The organism is Pseudomonas sp. FP2300 (assembly GCF_030687595.1).
Lineage (GTDB): Bacteria > Pseudomonadota > Gammaproteobacteria > Pseudomonadales > Pseudomonadaceae > Aquipseudomonas > Aquipseudomonas bijieensis.
In genome coordinates, this window is the sequence record NZ_CP117440.1 from 4,050,119 (window position 1) to 4,067,925 (window position 17,807).

Sequence of the window (17,807 nt, forward strand, 5' to 3'; positions counted from 1 at the left end):
TGACACACCGCTATCGCGAGCAAGCTCGCTCCCACCAGTTTTTCATCAGGTGGTCAGCGATTGGCCTCCAGCTTATATCCATCACCCGCCGACGCCGGAGTCGTTTCATTGGCCAGGGCAAAGACACACTCATCCAGATACGGCCTGACGTCCGCCCATTTCTTGCGATCCGCGATAAACCCCCTCAGCTTCTTGCCGGCATCCACGACATCCGGCTCATGCGCCATCAGCATCAGCCTGGCAACTGAACTGGCATCAGCGTCCTTGTGCTTGGCATGGTCCTGCCTTGCGTAAGAATGGAACTCCTCGATTCGCCCCAGCACAGCCTCCGCCCCGCCCATGCACTTGTCACCCATGACCTCTTCGCGCCGCTGCGCATGCCCGCCGGCAAAACTGTCCTGGACAAGATGAAGCAGGCTGCCAAACGCCACCTGGTTCACATTCGCCCGCAGCCATGGGCGCCCGACCGCAAAAAGGTCCTGCACCGTCTGCCCATTATTGAAATGCTGCTCCCAGCCTTCGATCTTGATGTCTTTCAAATAGGTATTGATGGGGTAGGTTCCGTCGGCAACACCCCAGGCGAACTCGGCCCACATCATGATTTCACGCTTGGTCTGCTCTGGCGTGGCGCCCTCCTGGGAAGCCATCGCATGCAAGAACTGCAGGTCGCCGAAATGCGAACGAGAGATGTAATTCCCCGACCCCATGAACGCCATCGGATCGGAAGCGCTTTTGTCCTCGGCTTTCTCGAACAGATTTACCCAGCAGCGCGTCTGCGAGATAAAGCCAACCGAGTAACGCCCATTGCAGCCCTTGGTTCTGGCATCTTCCGCGCCGGGCATGAACACCGGATCATCGTTCCAGCGAACCCCGGCAATAATGTAGGCTCCGGCATACTCCAGGTTAGGGTTGCTGCAATCCTGCCAATCGCCGTCGCACCCATAGATCTTCTGCGTCAACGCCTCATGGGCCGGATCGGAAAAATTATGCAGCGCAAAGCTGGCGAAAGGCACCGTCGCCTTATAGGAAACCCCGTATTTCTTGGCCATCTCCCGCTCAGCCAAGGTGCCATCCGGCGAGAGTTGAAAAGCGTTGGCCTGGCCGATGCAACCCAACAAAAAACCCCACACAACTCCCGACACGGCTTTGTATGTATTCATGGATCATCTCTGTAAAGGGGCGATGACGGGCAGGTTCTCGTCTCGCGCCCTGGGTTGTTGTGATGGGCGTAGTGAATGGCAAGACGCCATCGTCGAAGCATAGCGGGTGGCGCTTTGTCGTCCAGCGGATGAGAACTGATTTTTTCCATAGGTTTCTCCAGGGACCTATACGAAAGTCGCTGACCAACAGACGTAGTAAACCCCAACCAAAAGCCCCTATGGACCACCCCCGCCAATAGCCCAAGCTCACGCCCATACAAGCCCCCCAGCCGTGACCGCTATAGAGAAAGGACTCCGCCCCATACCCATACGCCTCACGTCGCGCTCAACCGAGTCCAGCCATGAACCTACTGAACCTCTTCAACAAAGCCCGAGCCCGCAACCAGGGGACGGTCAGCGTGGTCTGCACTACCGGTGAACTTGACCAGACGCTGGCCAACGTACGCATCACTCCCGTGTTGGTCACCGGATTCGTCTCCCCTCACCTGGACATCGACCGAGTCGCTACTAAGGTCAAGAAGCGCTTTCCCAACAGCACCATCAGCCTGTGCACGACCTCGGGTGAGTTGTGCAACGGTGCGAATACGCTGTACTGCCAGACCGGCGAGTCCTGGGACCGGGTGGTGCTGCAGCTGTTTGACGCCAGTGTGATTGTGTCGGCCGAGGTGGTGATGGTGCCCCTGGAGTGCGAGGACATTCGCGGTGGCGGCAAGCGCCTGGCCATGCGTGAACGAATCGCCCGCTTGGTGAATAACATCAAGCAGGCGCAAGTGAGCACGCCCATCGATCACCGCGATACTTTGGCTTACGTGGTGTTCGACGGTCTTTCAGCCTCCGAGTCGTTCTTTATGGAGGCGCTCTATGAATCTGGACGTTTCCCTTGCCTGTTCGTCGGCGGGTCGGCCGGTGGCAAGACGGATTTCAAAAAGACCCTGATCAGTGATGGGCAGCACAGTTATCAGAACCATGCGCAGATTGTCTTCCTGAAAACCGCGACGGATGTGCGCTTCGGGGTGTTCAAGAGCCAGAATTTCCAACCTGCCGGGCTGACGTTCAACGTACTGACCGCGTCGGTCGAAGACCGCACCATCGACCAGGTCATCGACAGCCGTGGGAACATCAAGAGCATGGTCCAGGCACTGTGCGATGCGTTCGAGTGCAGTGCCCAGGCGCTGGAAAAGAAGCTGGCCGATTACTCATTCGCCATCCGCGTGGGCGATGAGCTCTTCGTACGCTCGATTGCCCGTATCGACTATCAGCAGCAGATCATCCAGCTGTTCTGCGATGTGGCGCCCGGCGAAGAGCTGGTGATGGTCAAGCGCACGCCCCTTCGCGAGGCGACCCGGCTCGACTACGAGAAATTTCTCAAGGGCAAGGGCGGCCGTCCGGTGGCCGCCATTCTCAACGACTGCATCCTGCGCCGGCTCAACAACAGCAGCGACCTGGGCAGCATGGCCGGTATTTTCGGGGATGTGCCCTTGGCCGGCTTCTCGACCTTTGGTGAAATCCTCGGCTTGAACCTGAACCAGACGCTCACGGCGATTTTCTTCTTTCGAATCACCAGGGGCGCCAGTTTCGTCGATGAATACGTCGACAACTTCATCGCCCACTATGGCGAGTTCAAGGCGTTTTTCCTGCGCCGCCAGGTCAAGAAGCTGGCGGGCCTGAACCATGTGGTGGTCAAGCAGATCATGGCGTTCAAGATGAATGACTTCAGCAGCGCCTTGGACACTCGCGGCCTGGATAACACGATCCTGCCGGTGTTCGACGGGCTGACGGACCTGGGCCAGGTATTGGCCCACGCCAGCCAGCAGCAAGCGCAGATCGCGACGCAGATCAAGCATTACTCCGGCGAGCTGCACCTGTCGATGGATGACCTGACGGGCACGATCGACCGGCAAAACAACGTCGCCGAGCAGGCCGGCACGACTGTCGAGCAGCTTGCCACCCAAGCGGGTGAAGCGGTGGTCGGCGCCCGGGCGCTGGCCAATTCGAGCTTGCGTATCCAGTCGATCGTACAGGTCATCCAGCAAATCGCCGGACAGACCAACCTGTTGGCCCTCAACGCCGCCATCGAAGCGGCGCGCGCCGGTGAGATGGGCAGAGGGTTTGCGGTGGTGGCTGACGAGGTTCGCAAGCTCGCGGAAATCACCCGCAAGAATGCCGCGGAAATCGGCGTGGACATTGACCTGCTCTCAACGGAGATCCAAGGTGTCGCCCAACAGATCGAAGACCAGTCCATCGCCGTGAGCGCCCTGCGCGAGATGCTCGATGCCCTGGAAGACTCGAGCCGCACCACCGAAGGCACGGCGCAACGTACGAAGGCTATCGCGGACACCTTGACCGGGCTGAGCCACGCCAATGCCTGAGGTCGAGCACGACAGGATGGCCCGACTTGGTGACAGGGTTCCAACAGGTCCGCGTGGAAGACCGATAGCACCGACTTACTGACGGGCGAGATCGCGCGTCCGCCGCAGATCCCTGTGAATGCGGGCTTGCTCGCGAAAGCGGTGGGTCAGTTGGCAGTGATGTTGGCTGTGCCGGCGTCATCGCGAGCAGGCTCGCTCCCACAATGGTTCCGAGGCGTTCACAGAATTGGAGTCCACCGCAAATCCCTGTGGGAGCGAGCCTGCTCGCGATAGCGGTGGGTCAGCTTGCATTGATGTTGGATGTGCTGCCGTCATCGCGAACAGGCTCGCTCCCACAGGTTACTGGTGTCGACTCCAAATGCCGTGGACACCCGCAATCCCCTGTGGGAGCGGGCTTGCTCGCGAAAGCGGTGGGTCAGTTGGCAGTGATGTTGGCTGGCCGGCGTCATCGCGAGCAGGCTCGCTCCCACAGGGTTTGGTGATCACTGCAGAGACCTTGAACGACTGCCTGGGGCTCGGTGTTTTCCAACGCCGGAAGTGCCTTCCACCCAGCCCGAATCAACGGGATGTCACGCCCCCTCCTCGATCGATGCACCACGGCGGCGACGCAAGCGGTTCGCGACGGACAGCACCTGAACGTAAAACACCGGCACGAACAAAACCCCGAGCACGGTCGCTGCCAACATCCCGCCGACCACGCCGGTGCCGAGCGCTCGCTGGCTGGCAGCACCGGCACCGCTGGCGAACGCCAGGGGCATCACTCCCAGGATGAAGGCCAGGGAGGTCATGACGATCGGTCGGAACCGCAAGCGTGCAGCTTGAGCCGCCGCTTGTGCAAGGCTGGCGCCCTCAGCGTGGAGGGCCTTGGCAAATTCGACGATCAGGATGGCGTTCTTGGCGGAAAGACCGATGATCGTGATCAAGCCCACTTTGAAATAGACATCATTGGGCATGCCCATCACTGTCACCGCCAATACCGAACCGAGCATGCCCACCGGCACGATCAGCAGCACGGCAAAGGGAATCGCCCAGCTTTCATACAGGGCGACCAGCACCAGCAAAACCATGGTCAACGACAACCCTACCAACAGCGGCACCTGATCGCTGGCCTGTTGTTCCTGCAACGACAGCCCCGCCCATTCGAGACTGAAACCGGCCGGCAACTGCCGGGCGATGTCCTGCAACGCCTGCATCGCCTGCCCGGTGCTGTAGCCCGGCGCGGCATCCCCGGAAAAACGCAGCGATGCCGAGCCGTTATAGCGAGCGATCTGCAACGGTCCGACCTGCCATTCAAAACGGCTGAACGCATCCAAAGGCACCAGGCGCCCCTGGCGGTTGGGCACTTGCAGGCGCAGCAGCGCTTGCGGCGTCTGCCGGCTCATGCCATCGGCCTGGATGATCACCCGCTGCATCCGTCCCTGATTGGCGAACTCGTTGATCTGCTCCGAACCCAGCGCCGAGGACAGCGCCGCACTGATCACATCGAAACTCACCCCCAGCGCCTCGGCCTTTTCACGGTCGATGCTGACGTTGATTTGCGGTGCATCGGCCAGGCCATCCTCCATCAAATGGTCAATCACCGGCGAGGCCTTGGCTGCCTCGAGCAATTGGTTGCGCGCCTTCAATAGCGCTTCGTGCCCCTGACCCGCCAGATCCTGCAAGCGCAACTCGAAGCCGCTGGAGGTGCCAAGACCGTCGACTGGCGGCGGCACCACGCTGAACAACGTGCCATCGGCGACCTCTTCAAAGGCGTCGTTCGCGCGTCGAGCCACCTCGTCGCTGGCCTGCCCGCTACCGCGCAGCGACCAATCCTTGAGGGTGACATACGACAACGCCGCATTGGCGCCCTCCCCGGAAAAACTGAAACCCATGATCGCCAACACCTGATCCGTGGCTGGTTGCGCCAGGGCATATCGCTCCCATGCCTGGACCGTCACGTCGGTGCGCGCGGCCGATGCGGCGGGTGGCAGCTGTATATCGGTGACGATGTACCCCTGGTCCTCCGCTGGCAGGAACGAGGACGGCAACCGGGCATAGGTGAAGCCGAGTACCAGCAGCAACACCAGGTACAGACACAGGCTGCGGCTACCGCGTCGAACCCAGCTCGCGCCCAGCCGCTCATAACGCTGGGCCAGGGCCTCGAAGCGTCGATTGAACGCGCTCGCCCAGCGGTTGGGCCGGGTCGGGGGCGCCGGATCGAACGGTTTGAGCACGGTGGCACACAGGGCCGGCGTCAAGGTCAGCGCCAGGAACCCGGAGAACAGGATCGACACCGACAAGGCCACGGCAAACTGCTGGTAGATCACGCCCACCGAGCCGCCCATGAACGCCAGCGGCAGGAACACCGCCGCCAACACCAGGGTAATGCCGACAATCGCCCCGCTGATCTGCCGCATGGCCTTGCGGGTCGCGGCCTTGGGCGACAGGTGTTCTTGGGCGATCAACCGCTCGACGTTTTCCACCACGACAATGGCGTCGTCCACCAGGATCCCGATCGCCAGCACCATGCCGAACAACGTCATCATGTTGATCGAGAAGCCCAGCGCGGCCATGACCGCCACCGTTCCCAGCAGGCAGACCGGCACCACCACCGCCGGAATCAGCGTATAGCGCAGGTTCTGCAAGAACAGCAGCATTACCAGGAACACCAGGACCATGGCTTCGGCCAGGGTGTAGATGACTTGCTTGATTGCCACCTCGACAAAGTACGAGGTGTCATACGGCACGCTCAGGACCATGTTCGCCGGCAAGGTGCTCGACAGCTGTGCGAGCCGCGTCTTGATCGCCTCCGCCGTTTGCAGTGCGTTGGCGCCCGGTGCCAGTTGCACCGACATGGCCGCCGCCGGCTTGCCGTTCAGGCGCGCGTCGAAGCGGTAGTCCTTGCGCCCCAGCTCGACCCGCGCCACGTCGTGGATCCGCACGCTGGAACCGTCATCGTTGGCCCGCAGCACAATGTTGCCGAACGCCTCCACCGATTCGAGCTGCCCTTGTACCATCACCGTGGCGGTGATCTGCTGGTCGGCTGGCCCCGGCCGTTCACCCAGGCTACCAGCCGGCACCTGTATGTTCTGCCCCGCGATGGCTCTGCCGACATCGGCCATCGACAGGTTGTAGCCCACCAGCCGCGCCGGATCGACCCAGATCCGCATGGCCCGTTCGGCGGTGTACATCTGCACTCGTCCGACCCCGGCCACCCGGCGAATTTCGTTGTTGATGGCGCGGGCGGCATAGTCGGCCAACCCGACGGAGTCCTGCTGGCCATCGGTGTAGGACAAGGCATACACCAGGAGGAAGTTGGAACGTGCCTGCTCCACTTCCAGCCCTTGCTCGATCACCGCCTGGGGCAAGCGGCCGACCACTCGCTGCAAGCGGTTCTGCACATCGACCTGGGCCATGTCGGGATCGGTGCCCGGCTTGAAGGTGATGGTGGTTTCGGCACCGCCGTTGGCGCTGTTGGATTCGTAATAGATCAAGCCCTTGAGGCCGTTGAGCTCCTCTTCGATCAGGCTGGTAACGTTCTGGCTGACAATCAGCGCCGAGGCCCCCGGATAGTTGGCGCTGACATTGATTTGCGGCGGCGCCACGTCCGGGTACTGGCTGACCGCCAAGGTGCCCAGCGTCAGTACGCCGGCCAGGGCGATGAACAAGGTGATGACCCAGGCAAAGTTCGGACGGTTGATGAAAAAATCCGGCATCGTTTTCTTCCCTAGGCCGCTGGCCGTCAGTTACGAGCCTGTTGCTCGGCCAAGGTAACCACGTGGACCTGCGTCCCCGCGCTGAGTTTGTCGGCCCGCTCGATCACCACCTGCTCGCCCGCCGCCAGCCCCTGGGTGATCTGCCAGTCGGTGCCGAACATCGCACCGGTGCTGACCACCCGTTCGCGCACCACACCAGCGACATCCACCAGCATCAACCGGGCCTGGCCGTCGGCACCGCGTTGTACCGCCTGCTGTGGCACGAACAGCGCTTGTGGGTCGACCCCTGCCGGTGCCACCACCCGCACGTACATGCCAGGTAGCAGCACGTTGTCCGGGTTGGGGAACTCGCCGCGCAAGGTCACTTGCCCGGTGCTTCGGTCCACGGAAATATCGGAAAACATCAACTTGCCGCGTCGGGTCTGGGCGGGATTGCCCACCTGTACCGTCACCTCGGCCGCACCGCTGCCATCGAGGGTCAGGCGCCCACTGGCCAGCGCCTGCTGCAAGGCCACCACCTGATCGGCGGATTGGGTGAAGTCCGCGTAAATGGGGTCCAGTTGCTGGATTCGCGCCATCTGCGTCGCCTCGTCCTGCCCCACCAGCGCGCCTTCGCTGACCAGGGCTCGACCGATGCGGCCGCTGATCGGTGCGCGCACCTGGCAGTAATCCAGGTTGAGCCGGGCACTGGTCAGGTCGGCCTGGGCCGCCAGGCGATTGGCCTGGGCGCTCTTGAGATCGGACATGGCTTCGTCGAACGCCTGCGGGCTGACGGCGCTGATCTCCACCAGTTGCTTGAAGCGCTGCACCTGGGCGTTGGCCCGATAGACATCGGCCTCGACCCTGGCCAGCGCACCTTCGGCGCGCATCAGCGCCGCCTTGAGCGGCGCCGGGTCGATGCTGAACAGCAACTGGCCGGCCTTGACGTCACTGCCCTCCTGGAAGTGCCGGGTCAGCACCACACCGGCCACCCGCGCGCGCACCTCGGCGATGCGCACCGGCTCGATCCGACCGGGCAAGTCAGTGCTCATGGCAAACGCTCGCGGCTGGACCGTCAGAGTCTTGACCTGCGGCAACGCCGCACTGGGCCTGGCGCGCGGTTCCTGGGCACCACAGGCGCTTAACCCAAGCACCAGCAGCAACAGCGAGGCGGGTTTCAGCGAGGCGAAATTTTTCTGCATTGTTATTCCCTGCCCCATGAAAAAAAGGCTTGCCGATGGCAGTCGGCAAGCCCTGGACATCGGTGGATGATTAACCCGCAGGACGCTCGTTGATCGTGCTCGCGGCCTGGAACAGGATTTTCGCGACAAAATCGATTTCCTGCTCGGTAATGATCAACGGCGGCAGCAAGCGCACGGTCGCGCCGTGGCGTCCGCCCAGTTCAACGATCAATCCGTGCTTCAGGCAGGCCTGTTGGAAAGCCTTGGCCCGGGCCGTGTCCACTGGCGGATGACCCTGTACATCGAGGGTACCCTGCGGGTCGACGATTTCCATGCCAAGCATCAGGCCGCGACCGCGTACATCGCCGATCCAGGCGAACTCGCTTTGCAGTGCCCGCAGGTGTTTTCGCAAGTGCACACCCACCGTTTCGGCGTGCTGGACCAAGCCATGGTCACGAATGAAGCGCAAGGTCGCGGTGCCCGCCGCCATCGCCAGCTGATTGCCACGGAACGTGCCGGCGTGGGCACCCGGCTGCCAGACATCCAGCGACTCGTGATAGACCATGACCGACAGCGGCAACCCACCGCCAATAGCTTTGGACAGGGTGATGACATCCGGCGTGATACCCGATTGCTCGAAGCCGAACATCCGCCCACTGCGGGCGATGCCGCACTGGATCTCATCGACGATCAGCGGGATGCCATGGGCCTGGGTCAAGCGGCGCAGCTCCTGCAGCCAGCGGTCCGGCGCGGCGATCACCCCGCCCTCGCCCTGGATCGGCTCCAGGATCATCGCCGCCGGTGCGGTCACGCCACTTTCCGGGTCGTTGAGCAGGTGCTCCAGGTAACGCACGTTCAACGTGACCGCCTGATCGCCGGCCACCCCGAACGGGCAGCGGTAATCATGGGGGAACGGCAGGCGCTGCACACCGGGCATCAAGGCGCCGAGGGCGTTTTTGGGCGACAGGTTGCCGCTGATGGCCAGCGTGCCCAGGGTCATCCCGTGATAGGCCCCTTCGAACGCCAGGACCGAATGCCGCCCCGTCGCGGTACGGGTCAGCTTGAGCGCGGCCTCGACCGCATCGGCCCCGCTCGGGCCGCAGAACTGGATGCGTGCATGGCGAGCGAACTCGCTGGGCAGGCACGCGAAAATCTCTTGGACGAATGCGTCCTTCACTGGTGTCATGAGGTCCAGGGTATGCATCGGCACACCAGCTGCCATGACCTGGGTGATGGCTTCGATGATCACCGGATGATTGTGCCCCAGCGCCAGGGTGCCGGCACCGGCCAGGCAATCGACGAACACTTGCCCGCGACTGTCCTGCACATAAATGCCATGGGCCCTTTCAAGCACCAGGGGAATGCGTCGCGGGTAACTGCGGGCGTTGGATTCCTGCTGTTGCTGGCGTTCCAGCAACGGTGTCGAATCGAGGCAGTAAGGACTCGACAGGCCGGTGTGCAACAGGCGTAGCTGTTGCGCGCCACCCGCTGTGACATTCGAAAAAGCACTCATGATTTCCTCCATGGAGGCTGGGTTTGGAAGGGAACAAACAGCCTGGAAACACACATCCGGGAAGCCGCAAACCAGGCGCGGGGAGATTGCCTCCCCGCGCCCATGGGTTTACATGTCGTAACGCAGGATCATGCCGAACGTGCGCGGTGCGCCGACGTCGATGATGTCGTCGTTGCGATTGTTGGTGACGTACTCCTTGTCGAACGCATTCTTGACGTAGGCGGACACGGCGACGTTCTTGGTGACTTTGTACTCGGTGTTGAAGTTCACCAGCACATAGGCGTCGCTCTTACGCTCGCCACTGACTTTGCCGTTTGAGTCGAATTCGTACTCCGAAGGCGCGGTGCTCTGATAGACAATGTCCGTGCCGAATATCAGGCGATCGTCGAAGCGATAGACTCCACCCACCGAGGCCTTGTATTTAGGCGAGTAGAGGAACGATTCACCGCTCCTGTCCTGGCCATTGTCAGCGACGAAGTCCTTGTATTTGCTGTCAGTAATGGCACCACCGACGTTCAGGGTCAGTTGTTCGGTGATGTCTTTTTCGACGAAGACTTCCAGGCCCTTGATGTCACTGCGACCGGCGTTGTAGATATCAATGACGTTGCTGCCAGACTGCCGCACGCTGACCTGTTGGTCTTTCCAGTCGGTGTAGTACAGGTTGGCGCGGGCGCGCAGGGTCTTGTCGAAGAACGAACCGCGATAGGACAGCTCGTAGTTGGTGGTGTATTCCGGGTCGTAGGCCTGGTGACCGCTACCGGAGCGCAGGTTGACACCACCACCGCGATAGCCCTTCTGCACCATGAATCCGAGGTACTGGTCCGTGGCCAATTCATAGTCGATGCCCAGTTTCGGCAGCACGGCATCAAACGACTTCTTGATTTTCTCGGGAACGAAACGGCCGTCCTCCTCGATATCGGTATTGTTCGTCTCGTGGTCGTAACGCAGGCCGGTGATCAACGTCCAGCGCGGCGCGAACGTCCAGTTGACTTCACCGAACACCGCCTTGTTTTCAATCTTGGTATCACCTTTGACGGTACGCACCAGCACGTCATCGAACAGCAGCCGGTCGTGGAACTTGTTGGTGTTGTGGCCATAGTAGGCGCCGACGAAACTCTTCACCGTGTCCGAGGCGTAATTCAGACGCAGTTCCTGGCTGAACAGGTTCCCGTCTTGCTTACGCAGAACGACCTCGTTGTCCACCGCATTCTGGTCAAAATCCAGACGGTTGCTGTAGTCCGTGCTGGTATTGGCGGTCATGCTGGTCAGCGACCAGGCATCGTTCAGGCGATAATCCACCTTGGCGCTGAGGGTGTCTTGCTTGAGGTTGTCGAAGGCTTCGGTATTGGACGCGATGTCGTAATAGCTCGGCTTGCCATCGGAACCGCGCATCGTCGAGCGGTCACCCTGGCGGTGCTCGTTATGGGCATACGTCAGCAAGACGTCAGTGTCGTCATTGGGCAGGATCAGCAATTTACCGCGGGCGTTGCTGGTGCGATGCGGGTTGGCATCTTTATCGAGCGTGGTGTTGCGAATGTAGCCGTCACCGTCGGAATAATCCACGGCAATACGCCCGGCGATCTTCTCATCCACGATCGCCCCGCCACCCGCCACGGCCGCTCCGTGCTCACCATAGTTCCCCACATTGGTTTGCGCCGAGAAGGAAGGCTCGAAGGTTGGATTTTTGGTCTGGATAACCACCGCACCGGCCAGGGAGTTACGACCCTGGGTGGTGGACTGTGGACCCAGGAATATTTCGACCTGCTCGGCATCCCAGAGCGGGACCGGGCTGAGGGTCAGCGCGCGGTTCGGCTGCACGGCACCGTCGACATACACCGATACCGCACCGTTGAGGGCCGCCGGGCCCTGGTCGTCGAAACCGGACACCGGCACGCCACGAATACCCCAGTTCTCATTGCCGGCCTGGCTATAGACGCCGGGCGTACGGGCAAAGACATCCACCAGGTCCTTGTCGCCATGCTCACGCAGGTTCTTGTCGGTGACGACCACGACGCTGGATTGGGTTTTCTCGAGGGTACGGTCGATTTTTTCACCCGTCACGGTGATGGGAGCGATCTCCATCTTGCTCGCTTCTTCAGCCGCCCATGCGCCGTTGCTCAAGCCGATGGCCGACCCCACAGCCAACGCAATTGTGTTCTTTTTGAAATTCACGCCCCGCTCCCCTGCGACAGATATTTTTAGGTTTTTTGAGCTGGCCGAAGGCTGTTTGGCGCCAGCGGAGCGGAGTCTAATCCAAAAAAAAAATTAAATAAATAGTATTGATAATCCATCTCATTTGTACCTAGTATGTCGTCTTGTATTGATCTGGATACATTACAGACGAGTCCTACACACCCGACCGCTGCCCTGCTTTCAAGGTCCTGTGACTGGTCGAAGAAGACAAAAGAGGATGCACAAGGATGACCTCAATCGAACACCTGAACGGGCGTTCCGAGCTTTTTTCAATGGCGCCCACGGATGCAAGCGCGCAGTCGTTACCCGTGCTGGTACAGGCGGCACCGGGACAGTCGATCCACGATCTGGACGCCTCGATCCGCGACGGCCTGGCCCATGCCCTGACCACGGTAGGCGGCGTGTTGTTCCGCGGTTTCACCGTCGCCACGCCCATCGATTTCAAGCGCTTCGCTGCCAGCTTCGGTGCACCGCTGGCCAGTTACGAATTCGGCTCCACGCCGCGCAGCAAAGTCTTCGCCGGGATCTATAGCTCCACTGAGTACCCGGCCCATCAATTCATCCCGTTGCACAACGAGCAGGCCTACACCCGGCCCTGGCCTTCGCGCATCTGGTTCCACTGCATCAAGGCCAGCGAAACCGGTGGCGAGACCCCGATTGCCGACAGCCGCCTGATCTACCAGCGCATGCCTGCCGAGATTCGCGAGCTGTTCGCCAGCCGTGAGTTGCTCTACGTGCGCAACTACAGCGGCGCCCTGGACCTGCCCTGGGAGAAAGTCTTCAACACCCAGGACCGTGCCCAGGTCGAACGCTATTGCCAGGACAACGACATCGAGTGGGAATGGAAAGCCGATGGCGACCTGCGCACCCGCCAGCGTTGCGCCGCCGTGCAGCAGCATCCCGAGACCGGTGAGTGGGTCTGGTTCAATCAGGCGCACCTGTTCCACGTCTCGGCCATCGAACCGAGCGTACGCGCCAGCCTGCTGGCGGCGGTGGGTGAAGAGAACCTGCCGCGCCATGTCTATTTCGGCGACGGCTCGCCGATTGCCGACGACATGCTCGACACCGTGCGCGAGGTCTACCGCGAGACCGCCATCAGTTTTCCCTGGCAGCCCGGCGACGTCCTGATGCTCGACAACCGACTGGTGGCACACGGTCGCAATCCTTTCACCGGTGACCGCAAAGTCATCGTGGCCATGGCGTGAATTGCACATGTTTTCATTCGAACATTGGATCGACGTGCTGGAAGCCAACGCCCAGCACTTCCCTCAGCGTGCCGCCCTGCATTTCCTGCCGGACGGCGTAGAGATCGGCGAAACCCTGACCTTTGCCCAACTGCACGAGCAATCCCGATCCCTGGCGGCCGCGCTGCAAGCGCGTTATGCACCGGGCGACCGGGTGTTGCTGATGCTGCCCACCAGCCTCGACTACGCCCGCGCCTTCTGTGCCTGCCTGTATGCCGGCTTGATTGCCGTGCCGTTGTTTCCGCCGCCGTCGCGCAAACCGCGCCATCTCGACCGCGTCCGCAACGTGGTGGTGGATGCCGAACCGGCGCTGATTCTCGCACCGGCGGACTATTGCGAAGGCTTGCTGGAACTGGTGGAGGGCCGCGTCGAGGTGCTGACCGTACAGGACCTGGGCACGCCCCCGGCCGGCCAGTGGCAACGCCCGGCCATCGATGGTTCGACCGTGGCCTTCCTGCAATACACCTCGGGCTCTACCGGCTCGCCCAAAGGCGTCGAGGTGCGTCAGCGCAACCTGATCGCCAACGTCGAACTGATGCGCCAGGCGTACGGTTTCGACGAACACGGCGCCATGGTCAACTGGCTGCCGCTGTACCACGACATGGGTCTGATCGGCGGGATGCTGGCCCCGCTCTACAGCGGCATGCCCTGCTATCTGATGGCGTCCCAGACGTTCGTCAATGCGCCGTCGACCTGGTTGCAGGCGCTGAGTCGCTACCGCGCCACCGCCAGTTTCGCCCCCAACTTCGCCTATGCCCTGTGCAACCGCGTGGTCAGCGATAGCCTGATCGCACAGCTCGACCTGAGCGCCTGGAAACACGCCATCAACGGCGCCGAACCGATCCACCCAGGCACCCTGGAAGCCTTCGCCCAGCGCTTTGCCGCATGCGGCCTGAACCCGTTGGCCATCAGCCCCGGTTACGGCCAGGCCGAAGCCACCCTGTGCGTCAGCGCCACACCGGCCGACGCGCTGCCGGTGGTGCTGCGCCTGGACAAAGCCGTGCTGGAGACCGGCCGCGTGGCCCTGGCGGCTGCCGATGCCGCCGCCGTGGAGTTCGTCGCCTGCGGCTACCCGCAAGCCTTGCACAGCATCGCCATCGTCGATCCACAAACCTCTGAGCGCTGCGCTGACGATCGCATTGGCGAAGTCTGGCTCAAGGGCCCGAGCAACGCCGAATCCTATTGGAAGAACCCCACGGCCACTCGCGAAGCCTTTGAAGCACAGATCATCGGCTCATCGGAGCATTACCTGCGCTCCGGCGACCTGGGCTTCATGCACGAAGGCCAGGTGGTGATCTGCGGGCGGCTCAAGGATCTGCTGATTCTCAACGGTCGCAACCTCTACCCCCACGACATCGAATTCGCCATTACCGACGCCGAGCCGGGCATCCGTACCGGGCGCATCGCCGCGTTCTCGGAAATGGACCCGGCACTGGGCCGCGAGAAACTGGTGATTGTCGCCGAGCCGCAACGCAAGTTCGTCGACCCGGCCCATCACCCGGCGCTGTTCGCGTCGATGCAAAACGCCGTGCGCGAAGCCGCCGACTGTGGCATCGACCAGATTGTGCTGGTGCAAGCCGGCACCATCCCGATGACCACCAGCGGCAAGATCGCCCGTCAAGGCGCGCGCAAACAATTGGCCGCGGGCACCCTGAGCATCATTGCCCAGAGCACTGGGGCCCTCGCCGACGATAGCGAGGCCGTCGACCTTGACCAGCTCAAGCGCCTGGTAGCCGAGGCATCGCACCTCGCCCCGGCGGCGTGCCGTCAGTGGTTGGAACAGACGCTGCGCCAGGTCAACCCGTATTTCTCGGCGAACGTCGAGCTCAGCCTGGTAGGCCAGGGCCTGGACTCCATCGGCCTGGCCGACTTTGCCGCTCGCTTGCACCGGGACCTGGGCTGGAGCCTCGATACCCAGGATCTGTTCGGCGAACAAACCCTCGGGCAATGGGCGCAAGCCTTGCAGGACTTCCTGGGACAGGCGTCGCCAACCTCCGAGACCTTGAGCGAGCGCCTCGACACCCAGCAGGGTCGTCAGTCTTTCGCCCAGAGTCGCCTGTGGTTTCTGCGTCAGTTGAACCCGGACGACACCCAGCACAACCTGGTGCTGCACCTGCATCTGCAAGGGCCATTGGACGTCGAGACACTTGCACTGCGCCTGAACACCCTGGTCGAAGGCCACAGTGTCTTGCGCACCGTCTACCGCGACGGTGTCGAAGGCCCGCAACAACGGGTGCTGCCGGCTTCGGCGGTCCCGCTGGCGCACCATGACTTGCGTGACCAGAGTGAGGCGCAGCAACAGCACGCACTGCGCGACCACCTGGCCAACGAACACGCCACACCTGTGGACCTGGACGCCGGCCCCGTGCTGCGAGCGCAGTTGCTCAGCCGCGATGACCAGCACCATGACCTGTTGCTGACCCTGCACCACATCGCTTTCGACGGTCGCTCGGCGCAAGTGCTGTTGGCGGAGCTGGCCGGCTCGGCAGACGCCTCGTCGCCGGTGCAATACCTCGACTTCGCCCAATGGGAAGCTCGGCACTGGAGCGAACAGCGGATCGCCGCCGAGCAGGACTTCTGGCGCGCGCACCTGGCCGGCCTGCCGCAGTCGCTGGACCTGGGTGGCAACGGCAAGACCCAGGGCCAGCACAGCCTGGACTTCAGCGTGCCCCAGGCCAATTGCGAACGGCTGACGACGCTGGCCCGCGAGCAAGGCATGACCTTGTTCATGCTGTTGCTGGCCAGCTACCAACTGGTGCTCAAGCAACTGGGCGGCCAGCCGCAATTCCTGCTGGGCACCGATGTCAGCGGCCGGCCGCTGGCCGAGCACAACGACGTCATCGGCTTCTTCGTCAACCAGTTGACCCTGCGCTGTGACCTGCGCGGCGAACCGACCCTGGCCGGTTTCCTTGGGCAGGTGCGCGATGAAGCGCGCCTGGCCTACGCCCACCAAGGCCTGCCTTTCGACCTGGTGGTCTCGGCCCTGGCGCCGCAGCGCCGTCCCGGTCACTCGCCGCTGTTCCAGGTCAAGCTCAACTATCAGCCGTCGCGGGTGGCCCCGACCGCCATCGCCGGCGCGCACTTGTCCGCGCTGGACGTGGCACAGGCACCGGGGGATTTCCACCTGGTGCTCGACCTGGTGCACGGCAGCGAAGGCCTCGCCGCGACCCTCAAGTATCGCGGTGAATACTTCGATCAGGACCGTGCCTCGCGTCTGCAACACCTGTGGACATGCCTGCTGGAACAGCTACACAGCCTGCTGGACGAGCCATTGCCGGCGCTGGCCGAACGCATCGACAGCTGGGACCAGGCCTTCGCCCGCGAGCGGCAACAGTCCCAGGCGCTGGCCGGTCGCAGCCAGCTGATGCAAGCCAAACGTCGCTCCTTGTCCCTTTAACCGAGTCGGATGCCGTTATGTCTATCGTGCCCCCATCGCCACGCGCCCTCGGCGCCGTGCGTCGCAAAGCCATGAGCGTCTCGGAACAACAGTTGGTGACCGAGCGCCTGCTCAGCCCGGACCACGCCCTGCCCCTGGTGATCGAGCCGGCGGTCAGTGGCGTCGACCTGGTCGCCTGGGCCGCCCGGGAACGCCAGTCGCTGGAAAAGAAACTGCTGGAGTACGGCGCCCTGCTGTTTCGCGGCTTCAACGTCGCGTCCGTCGAACAGTTCGACCAGGTGATCGCCGCCCTCTCCCCCGGCGCACTGGAATACATGTTCCGCGCCTCGCCCCGGACACGGGTCGGCGGCAACATCTACACCTCGACCGACTACCCGGCCGACCAGATGATTTTCCCCCACAACGAACACTCCTATTCGCCGCGCTTCCCGCTGCGGCTGTTCTTCTACTGCCAACTGCCGTCCGAGACAGGTGGTGAAACACCGATTGGTTCGACCCGCGCCGTGAAGGCCAGGATCAGCCCGCAGATCGAAGCGCGGTTCCGGGAAAAAGGCGTGCTGTACGTTCGCAACTACGGCGACGGTTTCGGCCTGCCGTGGCAGACCGTGTTCCAGTCCGAAGACCGCCGCGAAGTGGAGGCCTACTGCGCCAGCGTCGGCATCGAAGTGGAATGGAAAGACAACAATCGCCTGCGCACCCGCCAACGCGGGCCGGCCGTGGTGCGCCACCCGCGCACCGGCGAAGAGGTCTGGTTCAACCACGCGACGTTCTTCCACATCAGCACCCTGCCCGAACGCATCCGCGATTCGCTGCAAAGCAACTTCAACGACCTCGACCTGCCCACCAACACCTTTTATGGCGATGGCGAACCGATCGAGCCGCACGTACTGCAATCGCTGCGTGCGGCCTACCTCGACTCGCTGGTGCGTTTCAGTTGGCAACAGGGGGACGTGTTGTTCATCGACAACATGCTCGCCGTGCACGGTCGCGAACCCTTTACCGGCAAGCGCGCCATCATGACCGGCATGGCTGAAGCCCTGCTGTCGAGCGACGTTGCCGTCTGACATTCAACGGGT

The 17,807-nt window shown here is 62.4% G+C and carries 9 protein-coding genes and 1 pseudogene; 5 read left to right on the forward strand and 5 right to left on the reverse strand.

All coding sequences use genetic code 11. The annotated features are described in order from the left end of the window. Positions 1–53: 53 nt before the first annotated feature. On the reverse strand, positions 54–1,160 hold the full coding sequence (locus PSH86_RS17935; RefSeq protein WP_305483957.1) for a hypothetical protein: 1,107 nt from the start codon (positions 1,158–1,160) through the stop codon (positions 54–56). Between the two features lie 341 nt (positions 1,161–1,501). On the opposite strand from PSH86_RS17935, the pseudogene PSH86_RS30625 reads away from it, so the two are divergent. Further along, positions 1,502–2,608, forward strand: a pseudogene (locus PSH86_RS30625) (FIST signal transduction protein); the annotation flags it as partial. 3 nt (positions 2,609–2,611) lie between these two features. Next, positions 2,612–3,529 carry a methyl-accepting chemotaxis protein gene (locus PSH86_RS30630; RefSeq protein ID WP_370873819.1) on the forward strand — a complete coding sequence of 306 codons (918 nt, stop codon included), beginning with the start codon at positions 2,612–2,614 and terminating at the stop codon, positions 3,527–3,529. A 569-nt stretch (positions 3,530–4,098) separates the two neighbouring features. Here PSH86_RS30630 and PSH86_RS17945 read toward each other — a convergent pair. The 4 genes from PSH86_RS17945 to PSH86_RS17960 all read right to left on the reverse strand — a co-directional run bounded on the left by PSH86_RS17945 (position 4,099) and on the right by PSH86_RS17960 (position 12,069). Further along, positions 4,099–7,224, reverse strand: coding sequence for a multidrug efflux RND transporter permease subunit (locus PSH86_RS17945; protein ID WP_305483963.1), 3,126 nt, complete (start codon positions 7,222–7,224; stop codon positions 4,099–4,101). A 26-nt stretch (positions 7,225–7,250) separates the two neighbouring features. Further along, positions 7,251–8,405, reverse strand: a complete 1,155-nt coding sequence (locus tag PSH86_RS17950; RefSeq protein ID WP_109753160.1) for an efflux RND transporter periplasmic adaptor subunit — start codon at positions 8,403–8,405, stop codon at positions 7,251–7,253. Positions 8,406–8,475: 70 nt separating this feature from the next. Continuing rightward, on the reverse strand, positions 8,476–9,897 hold the full coding sequence (locus tag PSH86_RS17955; RefSeq protein ID WP_305483966.1) for a diaminobutyrate--2-oxoglutarate transaminase: 1,422 nt from the start codon (positions 9,895–9,897) through the stop codon (positions 8,476–8,478). 108 nt (positions 9,898–10,005) lie between these two features. Beyond that, complete coding sequence (locus PSH86_RS17960) at positions 10,006–12,069, reverse strand: TonB-dependent receptor (protein ID WP_109753162.1); 2,064 nt, start codon at positions 12,067–12,069, stop codon at positions 10,006–10,008. Between the two features lie 248 nt (positions 12,070–12,317). On the opposite strand from PSH86_RS17960, the gene PSH86_RS17965 reads away from it, so the two are divergent. From PSH86_RS17965 to PSH86_RS17975, 3 genes are read left to right on the forward strand one after another with little or no spacing between them, the layout of a single operon-like run. Then, a complete protein-coding gene (locus PSH86_RS17965) occupies positions 12,318–13,295 on the forward strand; it encodes a TauD/TfdA family dioxygenase (RefSeq protein ID WP_176687641.1) in 978 nt (325 codons plus the stop codon). A gap of 7 nt (positions 13,296–13,302) precedes the next feature. Continuing rightward, positions 13,303–16,731: a condensation domain-containing protein gene (locus PSH86_RS17970; RefSeq protein ID WP_305483969.1), complete on the forward strand. Its 3,429-nt coding sequence runs from the start codon at positions 13,303–13,305 to the stop codon at positions 16,729–16,731. A gap of 17 nt (positions 16,732–16,748) precedes the next feature. Continuing rightward, positions 16,749–17,795 (forward strand): TauD/TfdA family dioxygenase, encoded by a 1,047-nt coding sequence (locus PSH86_RS17975; RefSeq protein ID WP_109753165.1) that lies wholly within the window; start codon positions 16,749–16,751, stop codon positions 17,793–17,795. The last annotated feature ends 12 nt before the right edge of the window (positions 17,796–17,807 follow it).

Coding starts and splice junctions, on each gene's coding strand:
- PSH86_RS17935 (WP_305483957.1), bottom strand. CDS start 1,160: ATGAATACATACAAAGCCGTGTCGGGAGTTGTGTGGGGTTTTTTGTTG.
- PSH86_RS30630 (WP_370873819.1), top strand. CDS start 2,612: ATGGCCGGTATTTTCGGGGATGTGCCCTTGGCCGGCTTCTCGACCTTT.
- PSH86_RS17945 (WP_305483963.1), bottom strand. CDS start 7,224: ATGCCGGATTTTTTCATCAACCGTCCGAACTTTGCCTGGGTCATCACC.
- PSH86_RS17950 (WP_109753160.1), bottom strand. CDS start 8,405: ATGCAGAAAAATTTCGCCTCGCTGAAACCCGCCTCGCTGTTGCTGCTG.
- PSH86_RS17955 (WP_305483966.1), bottom strand. CDS start 9,897: ATGAGTGCTTTTTCGAATGTCACAGCGGGTGGCGCGCAACAGCTACGC.
- PSH86_RS17965 (WP_176687641.1), top strand. CDS start 12,318: ATGACCTCAATCGAACACCTGAACGGGCGTTCCGAGCTTTTTTCAATG.
- PSH86_RS17970 (WP_305483969.1), top strand. CDS start 13,303: ATGTTTTCATTCGAACATTGGATCGACGTGCTGGAAGCCAACGCCCAG.
- PSH86_RS17975 (WP_109753165.1), top strand. CDS start 16,749: ATGTCTATCGTGCCCCCATCGCCACGCGCCCTCGGCGCCGTGCGTCGC.